This window comes from Chloroflexota bacterium, from assembly GCA_026708035.1.
Lineage (GTDB): Bacteria > Chloroflexota > UBA11872 > UBA11872 > UBA11872 > JAJECS01.
Genome location: JAPOVQ010000015.1, coordinates 65,321 through 88,460, shown reverse-complemented (window position 1 = coordinate 88,460; position 23,140 = coordinate 65,321). Strand labels below are relative to the sequence as shown.

At 69.6% G+C, this 23,140-nt stretch carries 24 protein-coding genes; 15 read left to right on the top strand and 9 right to left on the bottom strand.

The annotated features are described in order from the left end of the window. Nucleotides 1–3: 3 nt before the first annotated feature. Together OXG33_07435 and rny are read right to left on the bottom strand one after the other, a co-directional pair. Nucleotides 4–324 carry a metalloregulator ArsR/SmtB family transcription factor gene (locus OXG33_07435; protein MCY4113751.1) on the bottom strand — a complete coding sequence of 107 codons (321 nt, stop codon included), beginning with the start codon at nucleotides 322–324 and terminating at the stop codon, nucleotides 4–6. Nucleotides 325–880: 556 nt separating this feature from the next. Next, nucleotides 881–2,434: a ribonuclease Y gene (gene rny / locus OXG33_07430; GenBank protein MCY4113750.1), complete on the bottom strand. Its 1,554-nt coding sequence runs from the start codon at nucleotides 2,432–2,434 to the stop codon at nucleotides 881–883. Nucleotides 2,435–2,629: 195 nt separating this feature from the next. On the opposite strand from rny, the gene OXG33_07425 reads away from it, so the two are divergent. The 9 genes from OXG33_07425 (at nucleotide 2,630) to OXG33_07385 (ending at nucleotide 12,696) form a co-directional block, all read left to right on the top strand. Beyond that, entirely contained in the window at nucleotides 2,630–3,781 is a 1,152-nt protein-coding gene (locus OXG33_07425; GenBank protein ID MCY4113749.1) for an MtaA/CmuA family methyltransferase, read from the top strand. Between the two features lie 55 nt (nucleotides 3,782–3,836). Next, the gene (locus tag OXG33_07420) at nucleotides 3,837–5,069 is read left to right on the top strand and encodes a polysaccharide deacetylase family protein (protein MCY4113748.1); all 1,233 of its coding nucleotides are present in this window, start codon (nucleotides 3,837–3,839) and stop codon (nucleotides 5,067–5,069) included. A gap of 66 nt (nucleotides 5,070–5,135) precedes the next feature. Next, the gene (locus OXG33_07415; protein MCY4113747.1) at nucleotides 5,136–6,263 is read left to right on the top strand and encodes a DNA replication/repair protein RecF; all 1,128 of its coding nucleotides are present in this window, start codon (nucleotides 5,136–5,138) and stop codon (nucleotides 6,261–6,263) included. After that, a complete protein-coding gene (locus OXG33_07410; protein MCY4113746.1) occupies nucleotides 6,250–6,588 on the top strand; it encodes a DciA family protein in 339 nt (112 codons plus the stop codon). Before OXG33_07415 ends, OXG33_07410 begins: the two co-directional genes overlap by 14 nt. Nucleotides 6,589–6,655: 67 nt before the next feature. Further along, nucleotides 6,656–7,711, top strand: coding sequence for a 3-isopropylmalate dehydrogenase (locus tag OXG33_07405; protein MCY4113745.1), 1,056 nt, complete (start codon nucleotides 6,656–6,658; stop codon nucleotides 7,709–7,711). 253 nt (nucleotides 7,712–7,964) lie between these two features. After that, nucleotides 7,965–8,879: a thiamine pyrophosphate-dependent dehydrogenase E1 component subunit alpha gene (locus OXG33_07400; protein MCY4113744.1), complete on the top strand. Its 915-nt coding sequence runs from the start codon at nucleotides 7,965–7,967 to the stop codon at nucleotides 8,877–8,879. A 2-nt stretch (nucleotides 8,880–8,881) separates the two neighbouring features. Beyond that, on the top strand, nucleotides 8,882–9,907 hold the full coding sequence (locus tag OXG33_07395; protein ID MCY4113743.1) for an alpha-ketoacid dehydrogenase subunit beta: 1,026 nt from the start codon (nucleotides 8,882–8,884) through the stop codon (nucleotides 9,905–9,907). A gap of 27 nt (nucleotides 9,908–9,934) precedes the next feature. After that, entirely contained in the window at nucleotides 9,935–11,260 is a 1,326-nt protein-coding gene (locus tag OXG33_07390; protein MCY4113742.1) for a dihydrolipoamide acetyltransferase family protein, read from the top strand. Between the two features lie 602 nt (nucleotides 11,261–11,862). After that, entirely contained in the window at nucleotides 11,863–12,696 is an 834-nt protein-coding gene (locus OXG33_07385) for an amidohydrolase family protein (GenBank protein ID MCY4113741.1), read from the top strand. 65 nt (nucleotides 12,697–12,761) lie between these two features. Here OXG33_07385 and trxA read toward each other — a convergent pair whose 3' ends face one another. From trxA to OXG33_07355, 6 genes are all read right to left on the bottom strand, one after another. After that, nucleotides 12,762–13,106 (bottom strand): thioredoxin, encoded by a 345-nt coding sequence (gene trxA, locus OXG33_07380; GenBank protein ID MCY4113740.1) that lies wholly within the window; start codon nucleotides 13,104–13,106, stop codon nucleotides 12,762–12,764. Between the two features lie 166 nt (nucleotides 13,107–13,272). Next, entirely contained in the window at nucleotides 13,273–13,497 is a 225-nt protein-coding gene (locus OXG33_07375) for a hypothetical protein (GenBank protein MCY4113739.1), read from the bottom strand. 86 nt (nucleotides 13,498–13,583) lie between these two features. Then, the gene (locus OXG33_07370; protein ID MCY4113738.1) at nucleotides 13,584–14,066 is read right to left on the bottom strand and encodes a helix-turn-helix domain-containing protein; all 483 of its coding nucleotides are present in this window, start codon (nucleotides 14,064–14,066) and stop codon (nucleotides 13,584–13,586) included. 131 nt (nucleotides 14,067–14,197) lie between these two features. Then, entirely contained in the window at nucleotides 14,198–15,364 is a 1,167-nt protein-coding gene (locus OXG33_07365; protein ID MCY4113737.1) for an MFS transporter, read from the bottom strand. Nucleotides 15,365–15,388: 24 nt separating this feature from the next. Next, nucleotides 15,389–15,808, bottom strand: a complete 420-nt coding sequence (locus OXG33_07360; GenBank protein MCY4113736.1) for a LysM domain-containing protein — start codon at nucleotides 15,806–15,808, stop codon at nucleotides 15,389–15,391. Between the two features lie 81 nt (nucleotides 15,809–15,889). Further along, nucleotides 15,890–17,230 (bottom strand): UDP-glucose/GDP-mannose dehydrogenase family protein, encoded by a 1,341-nt coding sequence (locus OXG33_07355; GenBank protein MCY4113735.1) that lies wholly within the window; start codon nucleotides 17,228–17,230, stop codon nucleotides 15,890–15,892. A 173-nt stretch (nucleotides 17,231–17,403) separates the two neighbouring features. Between OXG33_07355 and OXG33_07350 the strand changes: the two genes are divergently transcribed. The 5 genes from OXG33_07350 (at nucleotide 17,404) to OXG33_07330 (ending at nucleotide 21,609) form a co-directional block, all read left to right on the top strand. Then, the gene (locus tag OXG33_07350) at nucleotides 17,404–18,594 is read left to right on the top strand and encodes a threonine synthase (protein ID MCY4113734.1); all 1,191 of its coding nucleotides are present in this window, start codon (nucleotides 17,404–17,406) and stop codon (nucleotides 18,592–18,594) included. Next, on the top strand, nucleotides 18,591–19,571 hold the full coding sequence (locus OXG33_07345; protein MCY4113733.1) for a hydroxyacid dehydrogenase: 981 nt from the start codon (nucleotides 18,591–18,593) through the stop codon (nucleotides 19,569–19,571). Before OXG33_07350 ends, OXG33_07345 begins: the two co-directional genes overlap by 4 nt. A gap of 35 nt (nucleotides 19,572–19,606) precedes the next feature. Continuing rightward, nucleotides 19,607–20,197, top strand: a complete 591-nt coding sequence (locus OXG33_07340) for an RNA methyltransferase (protein MCY4113732.1) — start codon at nucleotides 19,607–19,609, stop codon at nucleotides 20,195–20,197. Nucleotides 20,198–20,266: 69 nt separating this feature from the next. After that, the gene (locus OXG33_07335; protein MCY4113731.1) at nucleotides 20,267–20,812 is read left to right on the top strand and encodes a hypothetical protein; all 546 of its coding nucleotides are present in this window, start codon (nucleotides 20,267–20,269) and stop codon (nucleotides 20,810–20,812) included. After that, nucleotides 20,794–21,609 (top strand): class I SAM-dependent methyltransferase, encoded by an 816-nt coding sequence (locus OXG33_07330; GenBank protein ID MCY4113730.1) that lies wholly within the window; start codon nucleotides 20,794–20,796, stop codon nucleotides 21,607–21,609. The genes OXG33_07335 and OXG33_07330 overlap by 19 nt, the downstream gene beginning before the upstream one ends. On the opposite strand, the gene OXG33_07325 is transcribed toward OXG33_07330, so the two are convergent. Continuing rightward, nucleotides 21,606–22,274 carry a 7-cyano-7-deazaguanine synthase gene (locus tag OXG33_07325; protein ID MCY4113729.1) on the bottom strand — a complete coding sequence of 223 codons (669 nt, stop codon included), beginning with the start codon at nucleotides 22,272–22,274 and terminating at the stop codon, nucleotides 21,606–21,608. The genes OXG33_07330 and OXG33_07325 overlap by 4 nt on opposite strands. Nucleotides 22,275–22,394: 120 nt before the next feature. On the opposite strand from OXG33_07325, the gene OXG33_07320 reads away from it, so the two are divergent. Continuing rightward, complete coding sequence (locus tag OXG33_07320) at nucleotides 22,395–23,129, top strand: SDR family oxidoreductase (GenBank protein ID MCY4113728.1); 735 nt, start codon at nucleotides 22,395–22,397, stop codon at nucleotides 23,127–23,129. Nucleotides 23,130–23,140: the final 11 nt, after the last annotated feature.

Sequence of the window (23,140 nt, the reverse complement as noted above, 5' to 3'; positions counted from 1 at the left end):
CCCTTACGAACGTGCGGCGCCCGAATCCGGGCGATCCGCGGTGTGTGCCTTTTGCACGGTGACCAAGTGCTCCAAATAGGTCGTCAGTTCTTGATGCAGGGCCTCCAGGTGATCCGCGACCAGCGAGTACTTCACCAGGCGCCCCTCACGACGTGCCCGCACCAGGCCGACCTGGCGCAGCCGTCGCACGTGCCACGACACGAGCGGTGGGCTGTGGCCGACGACCTCGGACAGCTCGGCCACCCCCTGGTCGGGGTTCTCGGACAGCCGCTGCAGGATCCGCAGGCGGGTGCCCGACCCGAGCGCCCGGGCATACGAGCGCATGCCCAGGATGTCCCAGTCGTCCGGCGGAGTTGTTGTTGGAGGCACAATACATAAAGAAAAGTTTTTCTTTCGTTAGACTCTAGCGCGGCGGCGGATGCGCTGTCAACGCGTGTCGGAAGGCAGGTGCGAGTCCCTTCGCCCGGTCATTCCCGCGAAGGCAAACCTTTGCAAAGTCCAGTAGGGGCAGGTCTCAGACCCGCCCGACGCCAGGAATCCGGCCCGCCTCCACATTTGACCGGACTGGATTCCGGCCTCCGCCGGAATGACGGAGGGTTACGCAAGGGTCTCCGAAGGCGGGAATCCAGCCCCAATGCGCCTGCGGGCCAATCGCCCGTCGCTACGCGCCGCGCCGCACTCTCAGGTCCGTTCCGACACCTTCCCCCTGCAAGGGGGAAGGTTGGGATGGGGGTCAAGCTCCTGCCTCGCCACGCCACCGAGTCGCCGCAATCGCGCGGGTCGCGAACGCCCCACGAGCGCGCGTTCCCAGGCTGCCCGCAGCCTGGGCCACCGGGCCGCGCCCATCCGTCGCTCCCGCTGAGGCGGGAATCCAGCGCCGCTACTTGGCGTACTCGACCGAGCGCGTTTCCCGAATTGCCGTGATCTTGATTTGCCCGGGGTACTCCAGGTCCTCCTGCACGCGGTCGGCGATCTCCCGCGTCAGGCGGTGGACGCCCAACTCGTCGATCGAGCTGGGCTGCACCATGACTCGCAACTCGCGCCCGGCCTGGATGGCATAGCAGGACTTCACGCCGTCGAAGGAGCTGGCGATCTCCTCCAGCTTCTCCAGGCGTTGCAGATAGCGCGTCACCGTCTCGCGGCGCGCCCCCGGACGCGAGCCCGAGATTGCGTCAGCCGCCGCCACGGCGAAGGCCTCGAAGCTGCGTAGCTCCACCTCGAAGTGGTGGGCCTCCGCGGCGTGCGCCACGTCCTCACTCACCCCGTGGCGGCGCAGCAGCTCGCCGCCGATCAGCGCGTGGGGGCCGTCCACCTCGTGGTCGATGCCCTTGCCGATGTCGTGCACGAATCCGGCCGTGCGCGCCAGCTCGACGTCGCCGCCAACCTCGCTCGTCATGGTCGCCGCCAGCAGCGCGACCTCCACCGAGTGGCTGAGCACGTTCTGTCCGTAGCTGTGGCGGAAGCGCAGGCGCCCCATGTAGCGCAGGATCTCGGGCGGCAGCCCAGTGATCTTGGCGTCGAATGCGGCCCGTTCGCCTTCCTGGGCGATGATTTCCGTGACCTCGGATTGAGCCTTGGCCACGGCCTCCTCGATGCGCGCCGGATGGATGCGGCCGTCCTCGGTCAGGCGCCGCAAGGCCACCCGCGCCACCTCGCGCCGCACCGGATCGAAGGCGGAGAGCACCACGGTTTCGGGCGTGTCGTCGATGATGACGTCGACCCCGGTGGCCGCTTCCAGGGCGCGAATGTTGCGGCCCTCGCGTCCGATGATCCGGCCCTTCATGTCGTCGTTCTTGAGGTCCACGACCGAGGTCGTCACCTCGGTGGTGTGGGACGCGGCGACGCGCTGCAGGGCCAGGCCCACGAGCCACCGCGCGCGGGCTTCCGCCCGCTCCTTGGCGTCGGCCTCGACCTGGCGCACCATCTGCTCGGCGTCGGCGGACACCTCTTGCTCGATGCTGCGCACCAGCTCCGTGCGCGCCTCATCGCGCGTCAGGCTGGCCGCGCGCTCCAACGCCGCCAGATGCTCCTGGCGCGCTGCTTCCTGCGCCTGCGCGTCGGCCTCGAGCTGGCGGCGCGCGGCGTCATGCTCGGCCTCGCGGGCCAACGACGCGCGCTCGCGCTCCTCAAGCGCCCCGGCGCGCGCCTCCAGTCGCTCGTCCCGCTGCTGCGCGCGCTGCTCTTGGCGCTGCATCTCGCGGCGACGTTCGGCCAGTTCGCGCTCGCCCGCTTCCCAGGCTTGGCGCGCATTTCGCGTGGTCGTCTCGATCAGGGCTCGTTGCTGGGCTTCGGCGGCCTTCAGCTCCTCCTCGACCCGCTGCGCGAGGCTGCGCATGCGCGATCCGGATAGCCAAACTTGATAGAAGTAGCCCGCCACGAGCCCCAGGGCGAGCATCGCCACGCCGGCGATGATCGCTATCAGCGGGGCAGCCATGGCTAGCCTCCGATAGGTTGATGGTGGGGTATGGCGTCAAAGGGTTCGTGCCTGCAAGCGCCCCGCGGCATTGCGCGGAGCTACCCGATGCTAACGGGCATTTGACTTACGCGCCACCGTGCGCCGGAGCGCCGCGGCCTCCCACCTATACTGGCCACGGCAAGGCGTGGGCGGGCGGCAGACCGGGAGTGCCAAATGACTGCGACCGACAGCGCAGCGACGATGACGGGCCGCGAACGCTATGTGAACGCGCTGCTCGGCAAGCCCACCGACGCCATCGCCGTGGGAAGCCCGACGTCCCTGGCCACCTACGAGCAGATGCGGCTGCTCGGCATCGAGTGGCCCGACGCCCACTATTCCGCCGAAGCCGTGGCGATGCTCGCCGAACGCAGCTACACCGATCTCGGCTTCGACACCATCGCTCCCTATTTCTGCATCATCATGGGCGCGGCCGCCCTCGGCGCGACGATCGACTGGGGCTCGGACCCCTGGGAGTTCGACAAGTCCAGCGGCAAAATCATCACCGGCCCCCGCATGCCGGCGGTGAAACCGCCCCCGCCGTGGGTCACCCCCGACGACATCGAGATTCCCGATGACTTTCTGGAGCGCCGCGAGTCGCGCGCCATCATCGACGCGATCAAGATTCTGCGCGCCGACCACCCCGACGCCGGCATCGTGGGCAAGGTCATGGGCCCGTGGACGCTGGCCTATCACATGTTCGGGCCGCAGGAATTCCTCATCAACGTGATCCTCGACCCCGACTACGTGCACCAGGTGCTCGACCGGCTGCGGCATGTGTCGGTGATGTTCGCCAACGCCCAGCTCGAAGCCGGCGCCGACGTGATCACGCTCGCCGACCACTCCACCGGCGACCTGGTGCGCGCCGAGACCTACCGCGACTACCTGCTGCCGGTGCACCAGAAGATCACGCCCTTGATCGAGGGGCCGGTGATTCTCCACTGCTGCGGCAAGACGATTGACCGCATGCCCTACATCACCGAGGCTGGGTTCGAGGCCTTCCACTTCGCCACCGAGAACAATCCCCACGAAGCCAAGAAGACCGTCGGCGAATACAAGCTGGTGGGCAATGCCAGCAACTTCATCACCCTGCTGACGGGCCGTCCCGAAGATGTGGCGGTGGAGATCGAAGACCTGCTGGCCGCCGGGGTTGACATCATCGCGCCCGAGTGCGCCGTGCCGCCCCAGGTGCCCGACGCCAACTTGCGCGCGGTCGTCGCGGCCGCGCGCGGCCAATTCGAGCCCGACCCCGCGGTGACCGACGCCACGAACATGGCTGACGACTACCGCGCGCAGGTCGCCGCGCAGAGTGGCGCGCTGCCGAGCTAGGCGCACGCCCAGCGGCGCTGCCGCCGTGCTCGCTCGCGGCCTCGCAGGCTGACTCGTGACCGACGATCGCGACGACGCCCAAGCCCACGTCGAGCGCTGGCGCGGACTGAGCGGCATTCCCGTCGAGGCGGCCTTCTTGCACGCCTATCGGAGCGCCGGCGCCGCCCGCGAGCTCGGCTATCCCCTGACGCCGGGTGTGTTTCTCGACGACAGTCTTCTCCAATATTTCACCCACGGCCGCCTGGAATCGCCTGGGCGGTCGAGGCCATGGCCCGTGGGCGTGCCGCGGCGCACGAACCTCGGCGAACACATGGCCCGCGCGCTGGCCGGCGCGGAGGCCGCGCCCGAGTCATTGGGAGTCTTCGAGGCCGCGCTGGAGACGCCTGAACTCCGCGCCGGCGCCGGCGCCAGCGTGGGCGCGCCGATCACCTGGCGCGGCGCGCCGACCCGGCTGTTTCAGCGCGAGATCGTGCGCCTCATGCCGGTGTCGCCCGGAACCCGGCGACCGGTGCGCGGCAATCTTGGCGAGCTATTCGTTGGACTCACCGTCGACGAGCGCGCCCGTGGCGAAGGCGGACCGTCGCCCATTGACCGACCGGTCATTCCAGCGCCCGAGCCGGTGGTCGCGCCCGTGCTCACCTATCACCACACGCGCGGCGCGGACGCCTTCCGAGAGCACCTCACCGCCCTGCTCAATGAGGGACTGGAGCCGATCTCCTTCGACCACCTGGTAGCGGCCATCGAGGGTTGGGCCTCGCTGCCGCCGCGCGCGTTCGCCCTGACCTTCGACGACGGGTGGGTGGGTCAATACCACGACGCGCTGCCCGTCCTGATCGAGCTGCGCGTTCCCGCCACGTTCTTCGTCCTGCCGGGATTCGACCGCCATGGGCAAGGCCACATGACCATCGACCAGATGCGCGAGGTGCGCGCCGCCGGCATGACCGTGGGCTCGCACACGCTCAACCACGCCCGGTTGCCGTCTCTCATCAGGCAAAACCTGGGCGCGGCGCAGGCGGAGGTGGTGCTGTCGCGGGCCGATCTCGAGCGGGACGTCGACGGCGTCGACTACTTCGCCTATCCGAATGGACTCTACGACGACGACGTGATCCAGCTCGTGCGCGATTCCGGCTATCGCGCGGCGGTCACGACCGTGGCCGGCATGGTGCATTCGCTGGACCGCCGATTCGAGCTGCGCCGCGTGGCCGCGGATGCGTGGGGGTCGCTGGCGGTGACGCGCCGCGCCATCCGCCAGGCGGCCGCCATCGAGGGGGTCGAGTCCCCGATCTGATTTGCGTCAAGGGTGGACAATCGCCCATCCGATGCTCCACGGCGTAGGTTGCCGCTCCCCCGTCTCATGCATGTCGTCACGCTGAATCTGCTCAACTTTCGCAACTACGCGCGGCTTGATCTCGAGTTGCCGGTCGGCCCGCTCGTGGTTCAAGGGGGCAATGCCCAGGGCAAGAGCAATCTGCTGGACGCGGTGCACATCCTGGCGACCGGCCGCAGCATGCGCGGTGGGCCCGAGGCCGCCTGGATCAACGTCGATGCGCCGGACGAGGCGCATTTCGCGCGCATCCGGGCGCAGGTCCAGGGGGCGTCCGGGGAGGAGCGCTTGGAGCTCGTGGTCGCTCGAACGAGCGCCGGCGGCGGCGTGCGACGCCGGGTGCGCATCGGCGGGGCCGCTCGACGCCTGGCCGATCTGCCGGGCCGCCTGCAGGCCGTCAGCTTTGCGCCGGCGGACTTGACGCTGCTCACCGGACCGCCGCGGGAGCGGCGGCGGTGGCTGGACATGGCGCTGGCGCAACTCGATCGCGACTACGTATCGACGCTCGCCGACTACGAAGTGGTGCTCACGCGGCGAAACGCGTTGCTCCGCCGTATCCGCGCCGGGCACGGACGGCCGCCGGAGCTGGACTTCTGGGACGCGCGCCTCGCCCCGCTCGCGGTACAGGTCGTTCGGCGGCGGGAGGACTTCGTGAAGGCCATGCAACCGCTGCTCGCGGCGGAGTATGCGCAGATCACCGACGATCCATCCCTTGCCGTCAGCTACGCCGCCACGGCGACGGCCGCGGATCCCTCGGAGCACGTGGAGGCCCTGCGTCAGGCGCGAACCGGCGACGTCGAGCGCGGGGTGACCAGCCTGGGGCCGCATCGCGACGACCTCGCGCTCCACCTCGGCACGCACCTGCTGGCCAGTTTCGGCTCGCGCGGCCAGCTACGCTTGGCGGGGGTGGCACTCAAGTTGGCCCAATTCGAGCTTGCCCAGCGACGAACCGGTGAACGCCCGGTGCTGCTGCTCGACGACGTGGCCGCTGAGCTGGACCCGCACCACCGGCGTCTGCTGCTGGAACGCCTGACACCGTCGGCGCAGACCATCGTCACCACTGCCGATCCGGCCGGGCTGGACGCGGCGCTGCTCGACCGCGCGGCACATCTGGTGGTCGAACGCGGCTGCATTCGGGCCACGCATGGCCCGGCGTAGATCGGGCCAGGCCCGGCCGCTCGCCGATCTGCTGGCCGAGCTCGGCGAGCGCTCCGACATGCGCTACGGCCGCCGTCGGCTCGACACCACCGAAGCGATCGAAGGCGCCCTGCAGGCGGTCTTGGGCGACGACGCGGCCGCTCGCTGCCAGCCGGCCGGCTACGTGGGGACGACCGCGATTCTGGCCTGCCGATCGAACGCGTCCGCCCAGATCGTGGCCATGTACCTGCCCCAGATCATGGACGACGTACGCCGCCGCGTGGCCCACGCCGACGTGCAAGAGCTGCGTTTGACCGTGGCGCCCGAGTACTGGGCAGCGGTCTAGGCGACCGACCGGCGCCGAGTATCCTAGGCGCGCGCCCGTCCGTGCGGGCGAACGGGGACTGGCTTGCATGCACAACATCGCACTGATTCCGGGTGACGGCACTGGACCGGAGGTCACCGCCGAGGCGCTGAAGGTGCTCGAGGCCGCCGCCCAGGTTGGCGGCTTCACCTACGACACCACCACCCTCGATTTCGGCGGCGAGCGCTATCTGCGCACCGGCGAAACCTTGCCGGACGGCGCCATCGACGACCTGCGCCAATTCGACGCCATCTTCCTCGGGGCCATCGGCCATCCGGACGTGCTGCCCGGCATTCTCGAGAAGAACATCCTGCTGCGGATTCGGTTCGAGCTCGACCAATACATCAACCTGCGCCCGGTGAAGCTCTACCCCAACGTGGAAACGCCGCTGGCGGGCAAGGGCCCCGAGGACATCGACTTCATCATCGTGCGTGAGAACACCGAGGGCATTTACACCGGCATGGGCGGCGTGCAGTACGCCGGCACGCCCAACGAGGTTTCCACGCAGATTCATTGCACCACCTATCACGGCGCGTCGCGCTGCGTCCGCTACGCCTTCGAACTCACCCGCGCCCGCGCGCGAACCAACCAGCTGCACCTGGTGGCGAAGACCAACGTGCTGACCTACGTGCACGGCACGTGGTGGCGCGCCTTCAACGAGATCGGCGACGCCGACTTCCCGGACATCACCCGCGACTACGCGCACGTCGACGCCGCCACCATGTGGATGGTCAAGAACCCCGAGTGGTTCGACGTCGTGGTCACCGAGAATCTGTTCGGCGACATCATCACGGACCTCGGCGCAATGATTCAGGGCGGCATGGGCATCGCCGCCGGCGGCAACGTCAACCCCGAAGGCGTCTCCATGTTCGAGCCAATCGGCGGCTCCGCGCCCAAGTACACAGGGCAGGGCGTCATCAACCCGCTGGCGGCGATCAACGCGATGCAGATGCTGCTCGACGACATCGGCGAGCATGCGGCCGCCCAGCGCGTCGAGTCCGCCGTCGTCGAGGCGCTGGAGAGCGGGCGCTTCGAGTCCATGAGCGCCGGCCGGATGGGTATGTCGACGTCCGAAGCGGGCGACTACGTCGCGAGCCTCGTCTAGCCGATTCAACGTCCGCCGCACGGCAACACCTCGCGGCGATTTAGGGCGCCGCCGCGGACCGAGCAGGGTCCGGGGCGTCAATCTTTCCGGGATGCAACGGCGGGCCGCCGCGCGGATGGCCGGTGATATACTGCGGCGCCTTCGGCAGCGGGCGCATTCACCCGCTCAATCATCCGAGGACGCCCTCATCGCTTCGTCCAACGGTTCGCTAGCCGGCCTCAGTCAAGAGCGCCTGTTGTGGATGTATCGCACCATGCGCCGCATCCGTCGCTTCGAGGAAGCCGCCGAGGTCGCCTACCGCGCGGCCAAGATGCGCGGCGCGCTGCACTTCTACATCGGTGAGGAAGCCACGGCCACCGGCGTCTGCGCCGCGCTGAACGAGGGCGACTTCATCACCAGCACCCACCGCGGCCACGGCCACTGCATCGCCAAGGGCGCGCGCCTGGACAAGATGATGGCCGAGCTTTACGGCCGCACCACCGGCTACTGCGGCGGCAAGGGCGGCTCGATGCACATCGCCGACGTCGCCAGCGGCAATCTGGGCGCCAACGGCATCGTCGGCGCGGGAGTGCCCATCGCCGTGGGCGCCGCGCTGGGATCCAAGCTGCGCAACGACGGCAAGGTCACCGTCTGCTTCTTCGGCGACGCCGCCGGACCCACCGGCGCCTTCCATGAGGGCGTGAACATGGGCTCGGTGCTCAACGTGCCGGTGGTGTTTGTCTGCGAGAACAACCAATACGGCATGGCGACCCACACCGAGTACGCCAACGCCGCGCCCGTGGGCGACCGCGGCCCGGCCTACGGCATGCCCAGCGAGCGCATCGACGGCAACGACGTGTTTCAGGTCTACGAGCGGGCCAAGGTCGCCATCGACCGCGCCCGCGACGGCGAGGGCCCGACGCTGATCGAGGCCGTCACCTACCGCCAGAAAGGCCACACGATCCACGACTCGAAGGGCTACCGCGACGAGGAAGAAATCGCCAAGTGGATCGCGCAGGATCCCATCGAGCGCTTCAAGCGGGCGGTCCTCGAGGCCAAGGCCCTGACCGAGGACGAGATGCAAGCGATCGACGGCGAGGTCGAGGAAGCGATCACGCAGGCCGAGGAGTTCGCCGAGGCCAGCCCCTGGCCCACGCTGGACGCCATCGAGCAGGACGTGTACGTCTAGCCATGGCTGTCACAAGCGCACCCGACGCCCCGGCCGGAGCCGCCACCCGCCAGATTTTCATGAGCCAGGCGCTGCACGAGGCCCTGGACGAAGAGATGGCCCGCGACCCCAACGTCTTCGTCATGGGCGAGGAAGTGGGTATCTGGGGCGGGGCCTACAACGTGACCGCCGGCCTGCTCGAGAAGTGGGGCGAGGCGCGAATCATCGACACGCCCATTTCCGAGGCGGCCATCGGCGGGGCGGCGGTCGGCGCCGCCGTGACCGGCTGCCGGCCCGTGGCCGAGTTTATGTACTCGGACTTCATGGGCATCGCCATGGACCAGATCGTCAACCAGGCCGCCAAGAACCGCTATATGTTCGGCGGCGCCGCCAAGCTGCCCATCACCTACCGCGCGCCCTTCGGCGCCGGCACCGGCAACGCGGCGCAGCACACCCAGAGCCTCGAAGCCTGGTTCGCGCACGTGCCCGGGCTCAAGGTGGTCACCTGCTCGTCGCCCCACGACGCCAAGGGCCTGCTGAAGTCGTCCATCCGCGAGGACAACGTGGTCATATTCTTCGAGCACAAGGCCATCTACTCCATGCGCGGCCCCGTGCCCGAGGATGAATACACCATTCCGCTGGGTATGGCCGACGTGAAACGCGAGGGCAGCGACGTCAGCGTCGTGACCTACGCCCGCCAGGTGCACTACGCGCTGGAGGCCGCCGAGCAGCTGGCCGGCGAAGGCATCGATGTCGAAGTCGTCGACGTCCGCACGCTCTATCCCCTCGACGTGGACACCATCCTGGCCTCCGTCCACAAGACGAATCACGCCGTCGTGGTCTACGAGGCGGCGCGCTTCGGCGGCTTTGGCGCCGAGATCGCTTCCCAGATCCAGGAGCACGGGTTCGACGACCTGGACGCGCCCGTGCTGCGCGTGGCCGGGTCGCACTCGCCCATTCCGTTCTCGGAGCCGCTCGAAAAGGGCGCCATCCCCGACCCGGAGCGGATCGCCGCGGCCGTTCGAGAGTCGCTGCAAGGCTCCCGCTAGCCCCAGCCTCAACGAAAGGACCCAGCCGTGGCCACCCCGGTCCTCATGCCCCTGATGGGCATGACGATGGAAGAAGGCATCGTCAGCAGTTGGCTCGTGGAGGACGGGGCCACGGTGACCAAGGGTCAGCCGATCCTCGAGTTCGAGACCGACAAGATCAACGCCACCGTCGAGGCGCCGGAGGACGGCGTGCTCGGCGGGATTGCCGCGCAGCCCGGCGACGCCGTGCCGGTGCAGGGAACCCTGGCCTACATCCTGGAGCCCGGCGAGGAGCCGCCCGCGGCCGAGGCGGCACCGCCGGCCGCCGCGACTGAGCCCGCGCCGGCGCCCGTTCCAGCCCCAGCGCCCGCCGCGCCGCCTCCCGCTCCCGCGGCTCCACCGCCCGCCCCGGCCCCCGCGCCGGCGCCCGTGGTGGCGGCAGCGCCCGCCCCGGCGGCTGCCGACGGACGCGTGAAGTCCTCACCCCTGGCCCGGCGCATTGCTCGTGAACTAGGCGTGGCCCTGGCCGGTCTCGTCGGCAGCGGACCCGGCGGACGCGTCATCGAACGCGACGTGCGCGAGGCCGCGGCCGCCGCGCCGGTGGCGGCTCCCGCCGTCGCGGTGGCGCCCGCCATTGCCCCGGCGGCGCCGATGCCCGCCGTGGCCGCCGCGACCGGAGAGCCCGCCGCCGGCTCGACCATCCCGGTCACCGGCGTGCGCAAGGTCATCGCCGAGCGCATGCTGCAGAGCCTCCAGCAGACCGCGCAGGTCACGCTGGTCACCGAGGCCGACGGACGCCGCTTCCACGAGCTGCGCACCGAGCTGGCCGCCCGCCACGAGCCGACCCTGGGCTTCAAGATCAGCTACAACGACCTGCTCATCCGCGTCTGCGCCCACGCTTTACGCGAGCACACCCGCGCCAACGCCAGCCTCGAGGGCGACGCCATCCGGCTGCACGACTCGGTGAACGTGGGTCTCGCCATCGAGGCCGGCGGCGACCTGGTGGTGGCCAACGTCAAGCAGGCCGACCGCAAGTCGCTGGTCGAGATCGCCTCCGACGTGCGCGGCGTGGTCGACCGCGCCCGCGCCAACCAGCTCGCGCTGGACGACATCACCGGCGGCACCTTCACGATCAGCAACCTGGGGCTCTACGGCATCGACGCCTTCACGCCGGTGCTCAATCCGCCGGAGTCCGCCATCCTGGGCGTCGGCGCGCTGCGCGAAAAGGCCGTGGCCCGCGACGGCGAGGTCGTCGCGCAGCTGTCGGTCACCCTCAGCCTCACCTTCGACCACCGCGTCATCGACGGCGCCCCCGCCGCCCGCTTCCTCGCCCGCATCCGGGAGCTCATCGAGCAGCCGTACCTGCTGTTGTAGCCACGGGCAGAGCCGCAAGGCAGGGGTCTCGAGATTCCCCCGAAGGGGGATCATTGCAGACTCCGGTAGGGGCGGGTCTCGGACCCGCCCGACGCCGAGCATTCGACGCGCCGCCAAATTAGACCGGACTGGATTCCGGCCTCCGCCGGAATGACGGAGGGATTTCCCGGAAGTTTCCGAAGGCGCGAACCTAGGCCCATCAAGCTTGCTTCGGTGGCTCACACTCCGTGCAGTGTGGGAAGCGCACGGATCCTCAGTGCGAGCGGACTAGCCCCGTCGTTCCCGGCCCTCGCGAACTAGGTCGACGATCTCGCCGATTGTCAGGTCTATGTCAGTGCTTTCAACATCGAGCGGGGAGCGTGTGGCGGGGTCGGGATCGGTTCGGTGGCCCACGCTGCGTGCAGCGTGGGATTGGCGTGCCCCGGGCTGCGCGGGACTTTGGGGCGGTTGTTTGGGTTGATTCGGAAGTTCGGTCATGGCTTTCCCAGGCTGCGCGCAGCCTGGGCCACCGGCTATGGGATCTGTCTCCATCGTATACGGCTCGTGCCGGTTCATCGGCTCTCGCCTGGCATTATGCGGCGATGGCGCTAAGGAGCCTGGCTATGGACCTCGTTGAGTCACACGTCCACGTCTGGACCGTTCGCGATCCGCGCTTTCCGAAGCACCCGGACTCCAACTTCGACACGGAGCAGGAGGCGTCGCCGGCGGACCTATTCGCGGCGCAGGACGAGGTGGGCGGCGTGGCCTGGACGGTGCTCATTCAGCCGCGCCTCTACCTGTGGGACAACGCTTACCTGGCGCAGGCCGCCGAGACGCATCCGGATCGCTTCGTCGTCGCCGGGCGCGTGAATCCGATGGACGGCGAAGCGCCCCGGCAGCTGCGGGAGCTCATGCAGCGGCCCGGCTATCGGGGCATTCGCCTGGCGGCGACCGAGGATCCCACGACACGCTGGCTCGACGACCGCTCGCAGGACCCGCTGTGGGAAGCCGCCGCGGATACCAGTGCCACCATCGGGCTGCTGATCCAGTGGCGTCAGCTTCCCCAGGCCGCGGTCATGGCGACCCGGCATCCCGACGTCACCGTCGTCATCGATCACCTGGGCTTTCCGGACTACGACGATCCCGACTCGCTGGGGAACCTGCTGGACCTCGCCCGTTTGCCCAACGTCTACGTCAAGCTTTCGGGCTATCCCCACAACACCGGCGACGCCTATCCCTACCTGCGCGCCCGGCCGTTCATTGAGCGCATGCTCGACGCCTTCGGGTCCTCGCGCGTCATGTGGGGCAGCGACTGGCCGGTCTGTCTGGCCCACGCGACCTACAGCCAGGCCTTCACGTCGGCCTGGGAGCTGCCGTGGCTGACCGACGGCGACCGTGGGTGGATCTTCAGCCGCACCGCTCGCGCCGCGTGGCGCATCCCGGACCGCCGGGCCTGAGTTAAAGAAATCCGGGTGCAAGGCCGGGCGGAGGCCTTGCACCCGGATGAAGTCCGGGAAGGCGCCTAGGCGGGCTGGAGGTGACCCTCCAGCTGCGCCCGCAGGCGACTTTCCGGCAGAACGCCTACGACTCGATCAACTTCCTGGCCGTTTCGGAAGACGATCAGCGTCGGAATGCCGCGAACGCCGTGCTTGTTCGGCGCGTCGGGGCTTGCGTCTACGTCCACCTTCACGAACTTCAAGCGCCCGGCGAACTCGCCGGCCAGCTTCTCGAATATCGGCGCGAGCATACGACACGGCGCGCACCACTCGGCCCAGAAGTCGACGATCACGAGGCCGTCCGCCTCGAGGACTTCCTGCTGGAAGTCGGCGTCGGTTGCGTGCGTCAGGGTGTCGGCCGTGTCGGCCACCATTGCTCGCCCCTGAGGGGAGGTGAGATATCCAAGCACCCCAACCTTAGGCCGGGCCGGCGGCCGCGTCGGTTGGAATCGTCACAAAAGCCGACGGCATTCAGGCGATTTCACAGCAGGCAGCGGTCCCGGCCCGCCGGCCGGCGTTCGGCGGGACGGCGCCGAGCTACTCGATCTTGATCTGCTCGGCGGAAGAGGCCTGACGCTCTGACGGATCGAGCGTGTGGATGCCGGCGTCCAGCACTTCACGCAGGCTCAGCAGCACCTCGCGGACGGCGCCGCGCATGTGGCCGCTCGCCTTGCCCAGCCCCACCTGCGGCCGGTCGATTTCGATCGTGATGCGAAGGGGCGCAGTGTGCCGCTCGGCCCCGTTCGTCGCACCTTCGGTCATGGTCGCGTGCCCCCTCGTTCGCGTGCGTCCCGTTTCGCAGTATATGACTCGCCCGCGGTCCGGCGGCCATGGTTGGACGACTGGGACTACGCCTGTGTCGCCGGCACGGCGCTGGCCACCGGCTCGCCGCAGTAGGCGCAAAAGCGCGAGTCGGCGCGAATGATGCGGCCGCAAGTCTCGCAGACCGCCTCCAGCGGCAGGCGCTCGCCGCAGTTCACGCAAAACCGGGCGTCCCAGGGATTGGACGCGCCGCACATGCCGCAGCCGCGGTCGACGGTCCCACTGGCCGCCGGCGAGGCGCCCGCCCCGCGCGGGGCGGACTGGGCACGGGCCCGGCGGAGCATCGCCACTTCCAGGCCAAGAATCTCCGCCACCGCGTCCAGATCGTTGTCGGGCACGTGCAAGATCTTGCCCGTCTCCACGTCGCTCACCCACGGGCGGTCGCGGTCGATGCGGCTGGCCAGCTCAGCCTGCGTCAGGTGCTTGCGCTTGCGGGCGCTGAACAGCATCGCGCCCAGGGCGCCACGGTCGATATCGCGAAACGCCCGCTTTTGCAGCTTGCGCCGCACCACGCACCTCGCTGACGTCCCGCCGTTCGCGGGGGCGGAATGCTAGCACGCCCCAGATTCACCGTCTATGGGATTTGGGAACAAAATCGCCGCGGTCCTTCTGCGGCGTCCCACATTGCCCGATATTGTTCCTACAACCGGTCGTCCCCATGGGAAACGTATCGGGCCGCCGCCAGCGCCCCAAGGACCATCAGCGCACCGATCAGCAGGAAGACGCGATCCAGCCCCAGCCACTCGCCCAGCACGCCCGCGCTCACGGGGCCGAGAAACATGCCCAGCGCGTAGACGCCCTGAAACACGCCCATCGCCGTGGCGCGTTCGGCGGGAGCCGCGCGCTCGATGCTGTGCGCCATCAGCGCCGGGAACACGAGCCCGCGACCGAACCCCCCGATTCCCTGCACCAGGGTGAGCACCGCCAGGTTCGGCAGAATCGGAATCAGAAGGCTCGAAATCGCCGTCAGGACAAACCCGAACACGGCGGCCAGGCGGCCGTTCAGCCGCGCCCCGGCCACCACCAGGACCAGCGCGCCGAGGCCGTTGGCGGTGACGGCGACGGTCCCGAGCAGCCCCAGGTCGAAGTTGCTCGCGCCGAGCGAATCCGCCCAAAGCGGCACGAAGGCAAACGTGAGGCCAAACTGCGCGTATTGCAGCAGGGCGGCGAGCGTCGCGGCCACCAGGGTGCTGCGCTGCGTGCCCGCGCGCGCCAGCGCCTGGACCCGCGGCGGCCGTTCCTGCGGAGCGCGGGCGTGATCCGGCAGGGGCAGCAGCACGACTACCCCGGCCAAGCCGAGCCCGACGGCGACCCAAAACGTCGTGGCAACCGTGCCGGCCTCGGCCACCGCGCCGCCGATCAGCATGATCACCACCTGGCTGGCCGCACTCAGCCCGACCGCGATGCCGGTCGCCCGGGCCACCGTCCGGCTGGGAAAAAACTCGGCCAGGTGCACCGAGGCGATCACGAACGTCGATGCGCCCACGCCGGTCACCGCCCGCCCGACGACCAGCAGCCAGGCCACGGGCGACAGCGCCAGCGCCGCCGCCCCCGCCGCGTTGGCCAGCATGCCGCCAATCAGAAACGGCTTGCGACGCGCGACGCGGTCCGACCACACGCCGATCGGAATGCGCAAGAGCAGTTGTGTCAGGCCGTAGGCGCCCACGATCAGCCCGACCATCCCCAGCGAAGCCCCCAGGTCGCGGGCATACGTCGGTAGCACGGGCACGTAGACGTAGAGCGACATCCAGAACAGCACGTGGGCGGCGATGGCGAGGGCGCGGTGCGTGTGAGCCGGTGCGCGCATCACTCGGTGGGCGCGGTGCGCGGGCTATTCCGACGGAATGGTGAGCTGCTGACCGATCTGCAGGCTGTCCGGGTCTACCAGGCGGTTGGCTTCCACGAGTTCATCCACCGTCAATCCGAATCGCCCGGCGATGCCGGACAGCGTGTCGCCGGCCTGCACCGTGTAGACGAATGGCGTGGGGGTCGGCGTGGGGCGCGCCACCGGCGTCGCCGTCGGGGTGGGGTTGGGCGTCGGCGTCGCGATGACCTCTTCGTACGCCCGGTTGACATCGTCGATGATCGCCGTCGGGCTCACCACCGGCGACTGCGTCGGCACGGGCTCGGCCGTGCTGGGATCTTCCGGACGCAGCAGCAGGAACCACAGCAGGAACACCAGAAACGCCACCACCAGCATGCCGACGAAGAGTTCGCTGCCGCGTCCTACCGTTCGGTCCGAGTCCTGCATGCGCCGCCCCGCCTAGTGGGCCGCCGCGAGGGGCGGAGTTGGGCGCGTGGCTGGCAGCCGCGGCCGTCGCCGCATCGCCGCCTACGCGCCGGTGGCCACGGAGGCCATCGTCTCTTGGGTCGACGCACGCGGCGAGCGGCCCATGGCGTAGTAGGCGAACCCAAGCTGGGCCATGCGTGCGGGGTCGTGCATGTTGCGTCCGTCAACCAGCACATTGCCCCGCATCGCGGCCCGCATCGCGGCCCAGTCGAGCTCCCGGAACTCGTTCCACTCCGTGGTAATCAGCACTGCGTCGGCGCCCTGCGCCGCCTCGAGCGGTGACGTCGTCAGCGTCATCCGGTCGCCCAGCTCCTCCTGCGCGCGCGGTCCGGCCACCGGGTCGTAGGCGCGCACTTCGGCCCCTTCGCCCGTGAGCAGGTGGATGATGTCCACCGCCGGGGCGTCGCGCACGTCGTCGGTGTTCGGCTTGAACGAAAGGCCGAGCACGGCGACCGTGCGGCCGCGCAGATCGCCCAGCCCATCTCGAATTTTGCGCACCGCCGAATGCCGCGCGTCCCGGTTGATCTCCATCACCGCGCGCAGGAGCTGCGGGTGGCAGCCGTGCACCAGGGCCATGTGTTCGAGCGCGCGCACGTCCTTCGGGAAGCAGCTTCCGCCCCAGCCGATGCCGGCGTTCAGATAGCCCCGCCCCACCCGACGATCGAGCTCCATGCCGTGCCCGACGACCTCGACGTCGGCGCCCAGGGCCTCGCAGATGGCGCCCATTTCATTGATGAAGGAGATGCGCGTGGCCAGGAATGCGTTCGAGGCGTATTTGATCATCTCGGCGGTGCGCAGGTCCGTGATGATGATGGGGCAGTCGAACGTCCGGTACAGCTCGGCCACGCGCCGCGCGGCGGCTTCGTCGCCCGAGCCGATCACGACCCGGTCCGGCTTGAGAAAGTCCTGAATTGCCGACCCCTCGCGCTGAAACTCCGGGTTCGACACCACCGGAAAGTCGTCGGCTCCGTGCTCGCGCAGGATGCGCGAGATCAGGTCGCCCGTGCCGAGGGGCACGGTGCTCTTGGTGACGACCGTCGCGCCCTCCGTCATGCGGGGCGCGAGAGACGAAACAGCGGCGTCGACGCCCACCAGGCTGGCCTCGCCCGCCGCGCCGGTCGGCGTATCGACGGCGATGAAGATGAACTCGCGACCGGGGATCGCCTCGTCGTAGTCGGTGGAGAATCGCAGCCGGCCCGCGCGCACGGCGCGATCGATCAGCGTCTCCAGGCCCGGCTCGTAGATCGGCACGTGTCCCGCGCGCAGCGACTCGATCTTCGCCTCGTCGATGTCCAGGCAGGTCACCTCGTGGCCGAGGTCCGCGAAACACGCGCCAACGGTCAGCCCCACGTAGCCTGTGCCCACGACCGATAGCGTGCTCAGGGGTAATGCTCCTCACGCCGGCCAGCGCCGGCACGTCGCGTCGCGCACCCCAAGTTTAGTAGGCCCGCGGCGACGTGAACCGAAGTCGCTCCCGATCGGGGTCATGGTGGTGCGATACGCTCGCGGCCTGCTGGGAGCAACTCACCTCGAAACCGGTGTCGAGCAGTCCGCACATGCATGACTACCTGGAGATGCTGGCGTGCAGCGCCTGCGACCGCGAGCACGACGCGCAGCAGATTCAAACGGTCTGCCGGGAATGCGGACACTCGCTCCTCGCGCGCTACGACCTGCGCCGGGTCGCGCGCGCCGTTACGCCGGACGAGGCGGCCCCGCGTCCGCGCGGCATCTGGCGCTTTCGTGAGCTCCTGCCGCCCGTGGCCGGGGGCGATGCCACGGACCTCGGCGCGGGTGACACGCCCCTGCTGCCGTTGCGGCGGCTTGGCGAGCGGCTCGGCATGCCCCACCTCTGGCTGAAAGACGAGGGCGCGAATCCGACGGGAACCTTCAAAGCCCGCGGGGCCGCCGTCGGGGTCGCCGCCGCCGCGGCCCTGGGTGTGCGCGAGCTGGCCATTCCCACGGCGGGCAACGCGGGCAGCGCTTGGGCGTCCTATAGCGCCGCCGTCGGCCTGCCGATCCACGTGGTGATGCCGGTTGACACGCCAACGCCCATCAAGGCGGAGTGCATCGCCTACGGCGCCGACGTCACCGAGGTCGATGGTCTTATCAGCGACGCGGCGCGGATCGTGGGCGAGCGCGCCGCGCGCTCCGGCTGGTTCGACGCCTCCACCATGCGCGAGCCCTACCGCGTGGAGGGCAAGAAAACCATGGGGCTCGAGATCGCCGAAGCGTTCGGCTGGAGGCCGCCGGACGCCGTGCTCTACCCCACCGGCGGCGGCGTGGGGCTCATCGGCATCTGGAAGGCCATGCGCGAGCTTGACGAGATGGGCTGGCTCAAGGGTCCGCCGCCGCGGCTGATCGCCGTCCAGGCCGCCGGCTGCGCCTCCATCGTGAACGCATGGGAAGCGGGCGCCGCGACGGCCGAGCGGGTGGCCGATGCGCACACGGTCGCGCCGGGGCTCCGGGTGCCGCTGCCCTACGCGCACGCCCTGGTGCTGCGGGCGATCCGCGAGACCGGCGGAACGGCGGTGGCGGTCGGCGACGACGAGCTCGTCGCGGCCATGTCGGAGCTGGCCGAGAGCGAGGGCGTCTTCGCCTGTCCCGAGGGCGCCGCGCTGCTGCCGGCGCTGCGGCGGCTGCTCGAGCGCGGCGACCTGACGCGAGATGCGACCGTCGTGCTGCTCAACACCGGCAACGCCTTGAAGTACACGGACTTCATGCATGCACCCGGCGGGTCGCCCGCATGACCGGCGCCGGCCGCCCGACGGTGATGGTGACCGAGTCCATCGACCCTGCCGGAATCGACTACTTGCGAAAGTTCGCCCAGGTCGTCACCCCCGCCGCCCCCGACGAGGCCGCCATCATGGACGACGCGGGGTGCGTTGACGCGATGTTGGTGCGGGTGGCGCCGATCACGGCGCGGGTCATCGACGCCGCGCCGCGACTGCGCCATATCCAGAAACACGGAGTGGGCGTGGACGCGATCGACGTGGACCACGCGACGGCGCGCGGCATTCCGGTCAGCTTCACGCCGGAGGCCAACGCCACGGCGGTGGCGGAGCACGCGGTGACGGCGGCGCTGGCGGCGTTCAAGCGGCTGGCGGTCCAGGACGCCATCGTGAGCGCGGGCAAGTGGCGGCCGGCGATGATCCTCCCGGTGCACGAGCTGGACGGACGCACGGCGGGCGTCGTGGGCGGTGGGCGAATCGGGCGCAAGGTGATTCACGCGCTGGTGCACGGGTTCGGCATGCGGGGGCTGATCTTCGATCCCTACCTCACGCCGGCGGACGTAGCCGACGAGGGGATCGAGCTGACGGCCACGCTGCCCGAGCTGCTGCGTCAGTCCGACCTGGTGTCGCTGCACGTGCCGCTGACGCCGGCCACGCGGCACCTCATCGATGCCGACGCGCTGTCCGAGATGCGACCGACCGCCGTGCTGGTCAACACCTGCCGCGGACCGGTGGTCGACGAGGCCGCGCTGGCAGAGGCGCTCTGGGACGAAGGCATCGCTGGGGCGGCCATCGACGTCTTCGCCGACGAGCCGCCGGTTTCGAGTCCACTGCTCGAAGCGCCCAACGTTTTGCTGACGCCCCACTTTGCCGGGCTCACCGTGGAGTCCAACCGGCGCATGGCCGTGCACGCGGCGTCGGAGATTCAGCGCGTCCTGGCGGGCGAGCCGCCGCGCTGGTGCATCAACCCCACGGTGCCGGGGGCGTCGGCCTAGGAAAGAATCGACCGGGCAGTCGGAGGAGACACGCCATGGCGACCGCACGCCGCATCGACCGTTTGCGGTCCGTGGCGGCTTCCCGGCAGGACGGTCTGACGGTCGTGCTGGAAGACATCCACGATCCGCACAATGCGGAGGCCGTGTTTCGCAGCTGCGACGCATTCGGCGTGCAGCAAGTCCACCTCGTGTTCGAGCACGAGGCGCCCTTCAAGCCGCGCCGGGTCGGCAAGGCCTCGTCCGCCTCGGCCAACAAGTGGCTGAGCTTCACGGTGCACCGCTCGACCGCCGAGTGCCTGAGCGCGCTGCGCGCGTCGGGTCACGTGCTGGCCGCCGCCGCCCCGCCGCCGCAGGGGGGCGACCTCGCCGCAGCCGATCTCACGGCGCCGCGGCTGGCGCTGCTGTTTGGCAATGAGCATCGCGGGCTCTCGAAAGAGGCGCTGGCCGCCGCCGACTTGGTCATGAGCATCGCGATTGTCGGCATGGTGCGCAGCCTCAACCTCTCCGTGGCTGCGGCCATTTGTCTTCATGAGGCCACGCGGCAGCGCGCCGCGACGGGCCGCGATTACCGGCTGTCCGCCGACGAGCAGTCCCTGCTTGTGGACGAATGGCTCGACCGTAGCTAGCACCTTGAGTGGAGCGCGACGCACGCCCGGTCTATGCTCAATGCGCGCCACGAGCAGGAGTCAACGCTCATGACCGGGGATGTCTTCTACCGCGAGGTCAAGCCGGCGCGCTCTCCCCGGGGCTCCATTGTCCCGCCGGGGTGCCACGTCGAGACGGTGGATGGTCGCCAGGAGCTCCGCATTCCGGCGGACGTCACGCACGTCGAGACGCCAATCGTTTTTCCCGGATTCACCGTCGTCATCGAGGGCGACGAGCTGACCGTCGATGGGCCGACTATCGTGGATGCGGCGCTCGCCGCCGAGGGTCTTGAAGCCCCCAATACGACGCTGACCACGCCCAAGGAGGTCGAGGTCATCGGTCTCCTGCGCGTCAAGTCGGTGCAGGCGCGCATCGTTCGCGGCGCCCGCATCGAATCCGAGGCGATCGACGCCGGCGTGTCCACGCGGGCCGAGGAGGCCATCGTCGCCCGCAGCGTGACCGTGCGCGACGGCGCCATTCGTGCGCCGCAGCTCGTCGCCGCGAACGTCAGCGGCGAGAACGCCGCCGAGTCGCATGTCGCCTGGGACGACGCCCTGGCGCAGGACCTCGTGCCGGAGTGGCTGCGCGACAGCTGACCCCGGCGATGGAGACGGATGCCGCGTCCGATACCGACGGATACTCCCTGTTTGCGTCCGTCTACGACCAGTGGCAGCGGACCTACGGGGCCGAGTACGCGCATCTCGTCGCGCCGCGGGTGGACCAGCGACTGGCGGATCTGCTGGGTGGGCCGCCCCGGACCCTGATTGACCTGGCCTGCGGCACGGGCACGCACGCGTTGCTGCAGGCGTCGCGCGGCGTCGCCGTCACCGGCCTCGACCTGTCGGAAGCCATGCTCGCCGCCGCGCGGGCCAAGGCCGAGGCTTCCGGGTATCCCGTGGCCTTCGTCCATGACGACATGCGCTCGTTCGACCTGCCCAAGCCCGTCGATGCCGTGACCTGCCTCTACGCCTCCCTCAACCACCTGGCAGGTCCCGCAGATCTCACGCGCACGTTCCAGCGCGTCGCCGCGCACCTGCGTCCCGGCGGAGCATTCGTCTTTGACCTCAACACGCGCGCTGGATTCGAGGCGCTGTGGCGCCAGCCGGGCACGGACCGTGGCCCTGGGCTAGCGATCGAACGGCGCTACGTCTGGGACGACGACGAACCTTGGGTCGCCATGCATCTGACCATCGAGCGCCGATCCGGTGAAATCGTCGAGCGAGGCCGTTCGGTTCTGCGGGCGCGGTGGTTCGAGGATGCGGAGGTGCGGACGGCGCTGACGCAGGCGGGCCTGGTGCTCGCCGACTGCACGCCGTTCAACCCCTTCCCGGAGGTCGACCGTCCCGGCATCAAGCAGCTCTGGTCGGCCACCTGCCCCGGCGGCGACGGCTAAAGCGGACCGAGCCGCGCGTAGCTGGTCGGGTCGTCCACACCGGCGTCGATGAACCCGCGGCGGCGTTCGCCGCATTTGCCGCACACGCCGCAGTGGCCGCCGTCCACCGGATCGGCGCATGACAGCGCGTGCTGGACCGGCAGGTGGGCGCCGGCGCGAATCACGTCCGCTTTGTGCATGCCGGCCAGCGGCGTGAGGATGTACACCGGCGCGTCCAGCGCCAGGCCCGCCGACTGCTCCAGGCTGCGAAAGAACTCGGGTCGGGCGTCCGGAAACGGATTGCTGGCGAGACTGCCGATGGCGACGTGTTCGATTCCGTGGATCGCGCCGTAGGTCGCCGCCGTGCTCAGCAGGAGCAAGTTTCGGCCCGGCAGATACCACTCCTCATCCGGTCGGCTGGCGTCGGGCACGTTCTCGCCGCCGGTGCTCCAGTGCCGGCCGTAGAGCGAGCGCGCGCCAAGATCGAGCTCCACGATCGGCTGCACTGAGGGGTTGCCCAGGGCCTCGAAGTACCGCTCCAGGGCGTTCCGCTCGGCGTCTTCCCACTTGAGCCCGGCCCGCACGAAAATCGGCGCCACCCGGTCGAACTCCCGCGCCAGCAAGCCCGCCATGATCGCGCTGTCGAGTCCGCTCACCAGCGCGGCGACGGTGCGCGGCTGCGGCATTCGGTGTGCTCCCGGCGTGTGCGGGAACGACCACCGCCCCGCGCGGAACCCATGCTAGGTTAGAGACGACCGCACTGCCTCTTTGCGCGACCACGGCGGTTGCGCACCAACGAGTCGTCCATGGATCTTCAAGGCGCCACAGTCGTCGTCACCGGCGGCGCGATCCGCGTGGGCCGTCACGTCGCCGGGCGCCTGGCCGAGCGCGGCGCAAACATCGTGGTGAACTACCGCACGTCGGCGCGCGAAGCCGAGGCGGCAGTCGCGGAGTTTCAGGGGCGGGGCGTGGGCAGCCTGGCCGTCCAGGCGGACGTTTCGACCCGCGACGGCGTGCAGGCCATCCTCGACGCGGCGGTTGACCAGTTCGGTTCGGTCGAGGTGCTCCTCAACAACGCATCCATCTACGACCCGACGCCATTCGCCGACCTGGACGAGGCGGACTTCGACCGAAACATCGCCGTCAATCTCAAGGGGCCCTACCTCGGGTGCTGGCTGTTCGGGCGGCACATGCAGGCGCAGGGGCGGGGAAAGATCGTCAACGTCGCCGACTGGGCGGTCGAGCGTCCCTACGTCAACTACGCGCCCTATTTCGTTGCTAAGGGCGGCGTCGTGGCGCTCACCCGCGTCATGGCCAAGGAGCTTGCGCCCGCCGTCCAGGTGAACGCCGTGGCCCCGGGGCCTATCCTGATGCCGGCAGACTTCGACGAGGAGACGATTCGCGCGGTGGAGCAAGCCACGCCCCTGGGACGCATCGGCCACCCGGAAGACATCGCCCAGACGATCCTTTATCTCGTCGAGGGCACCGACTTCGTGACGGGCGCCGTGGTACCGGTCGATGGCGGCCGCACCGTCTCGTGAGCTAACGGAGG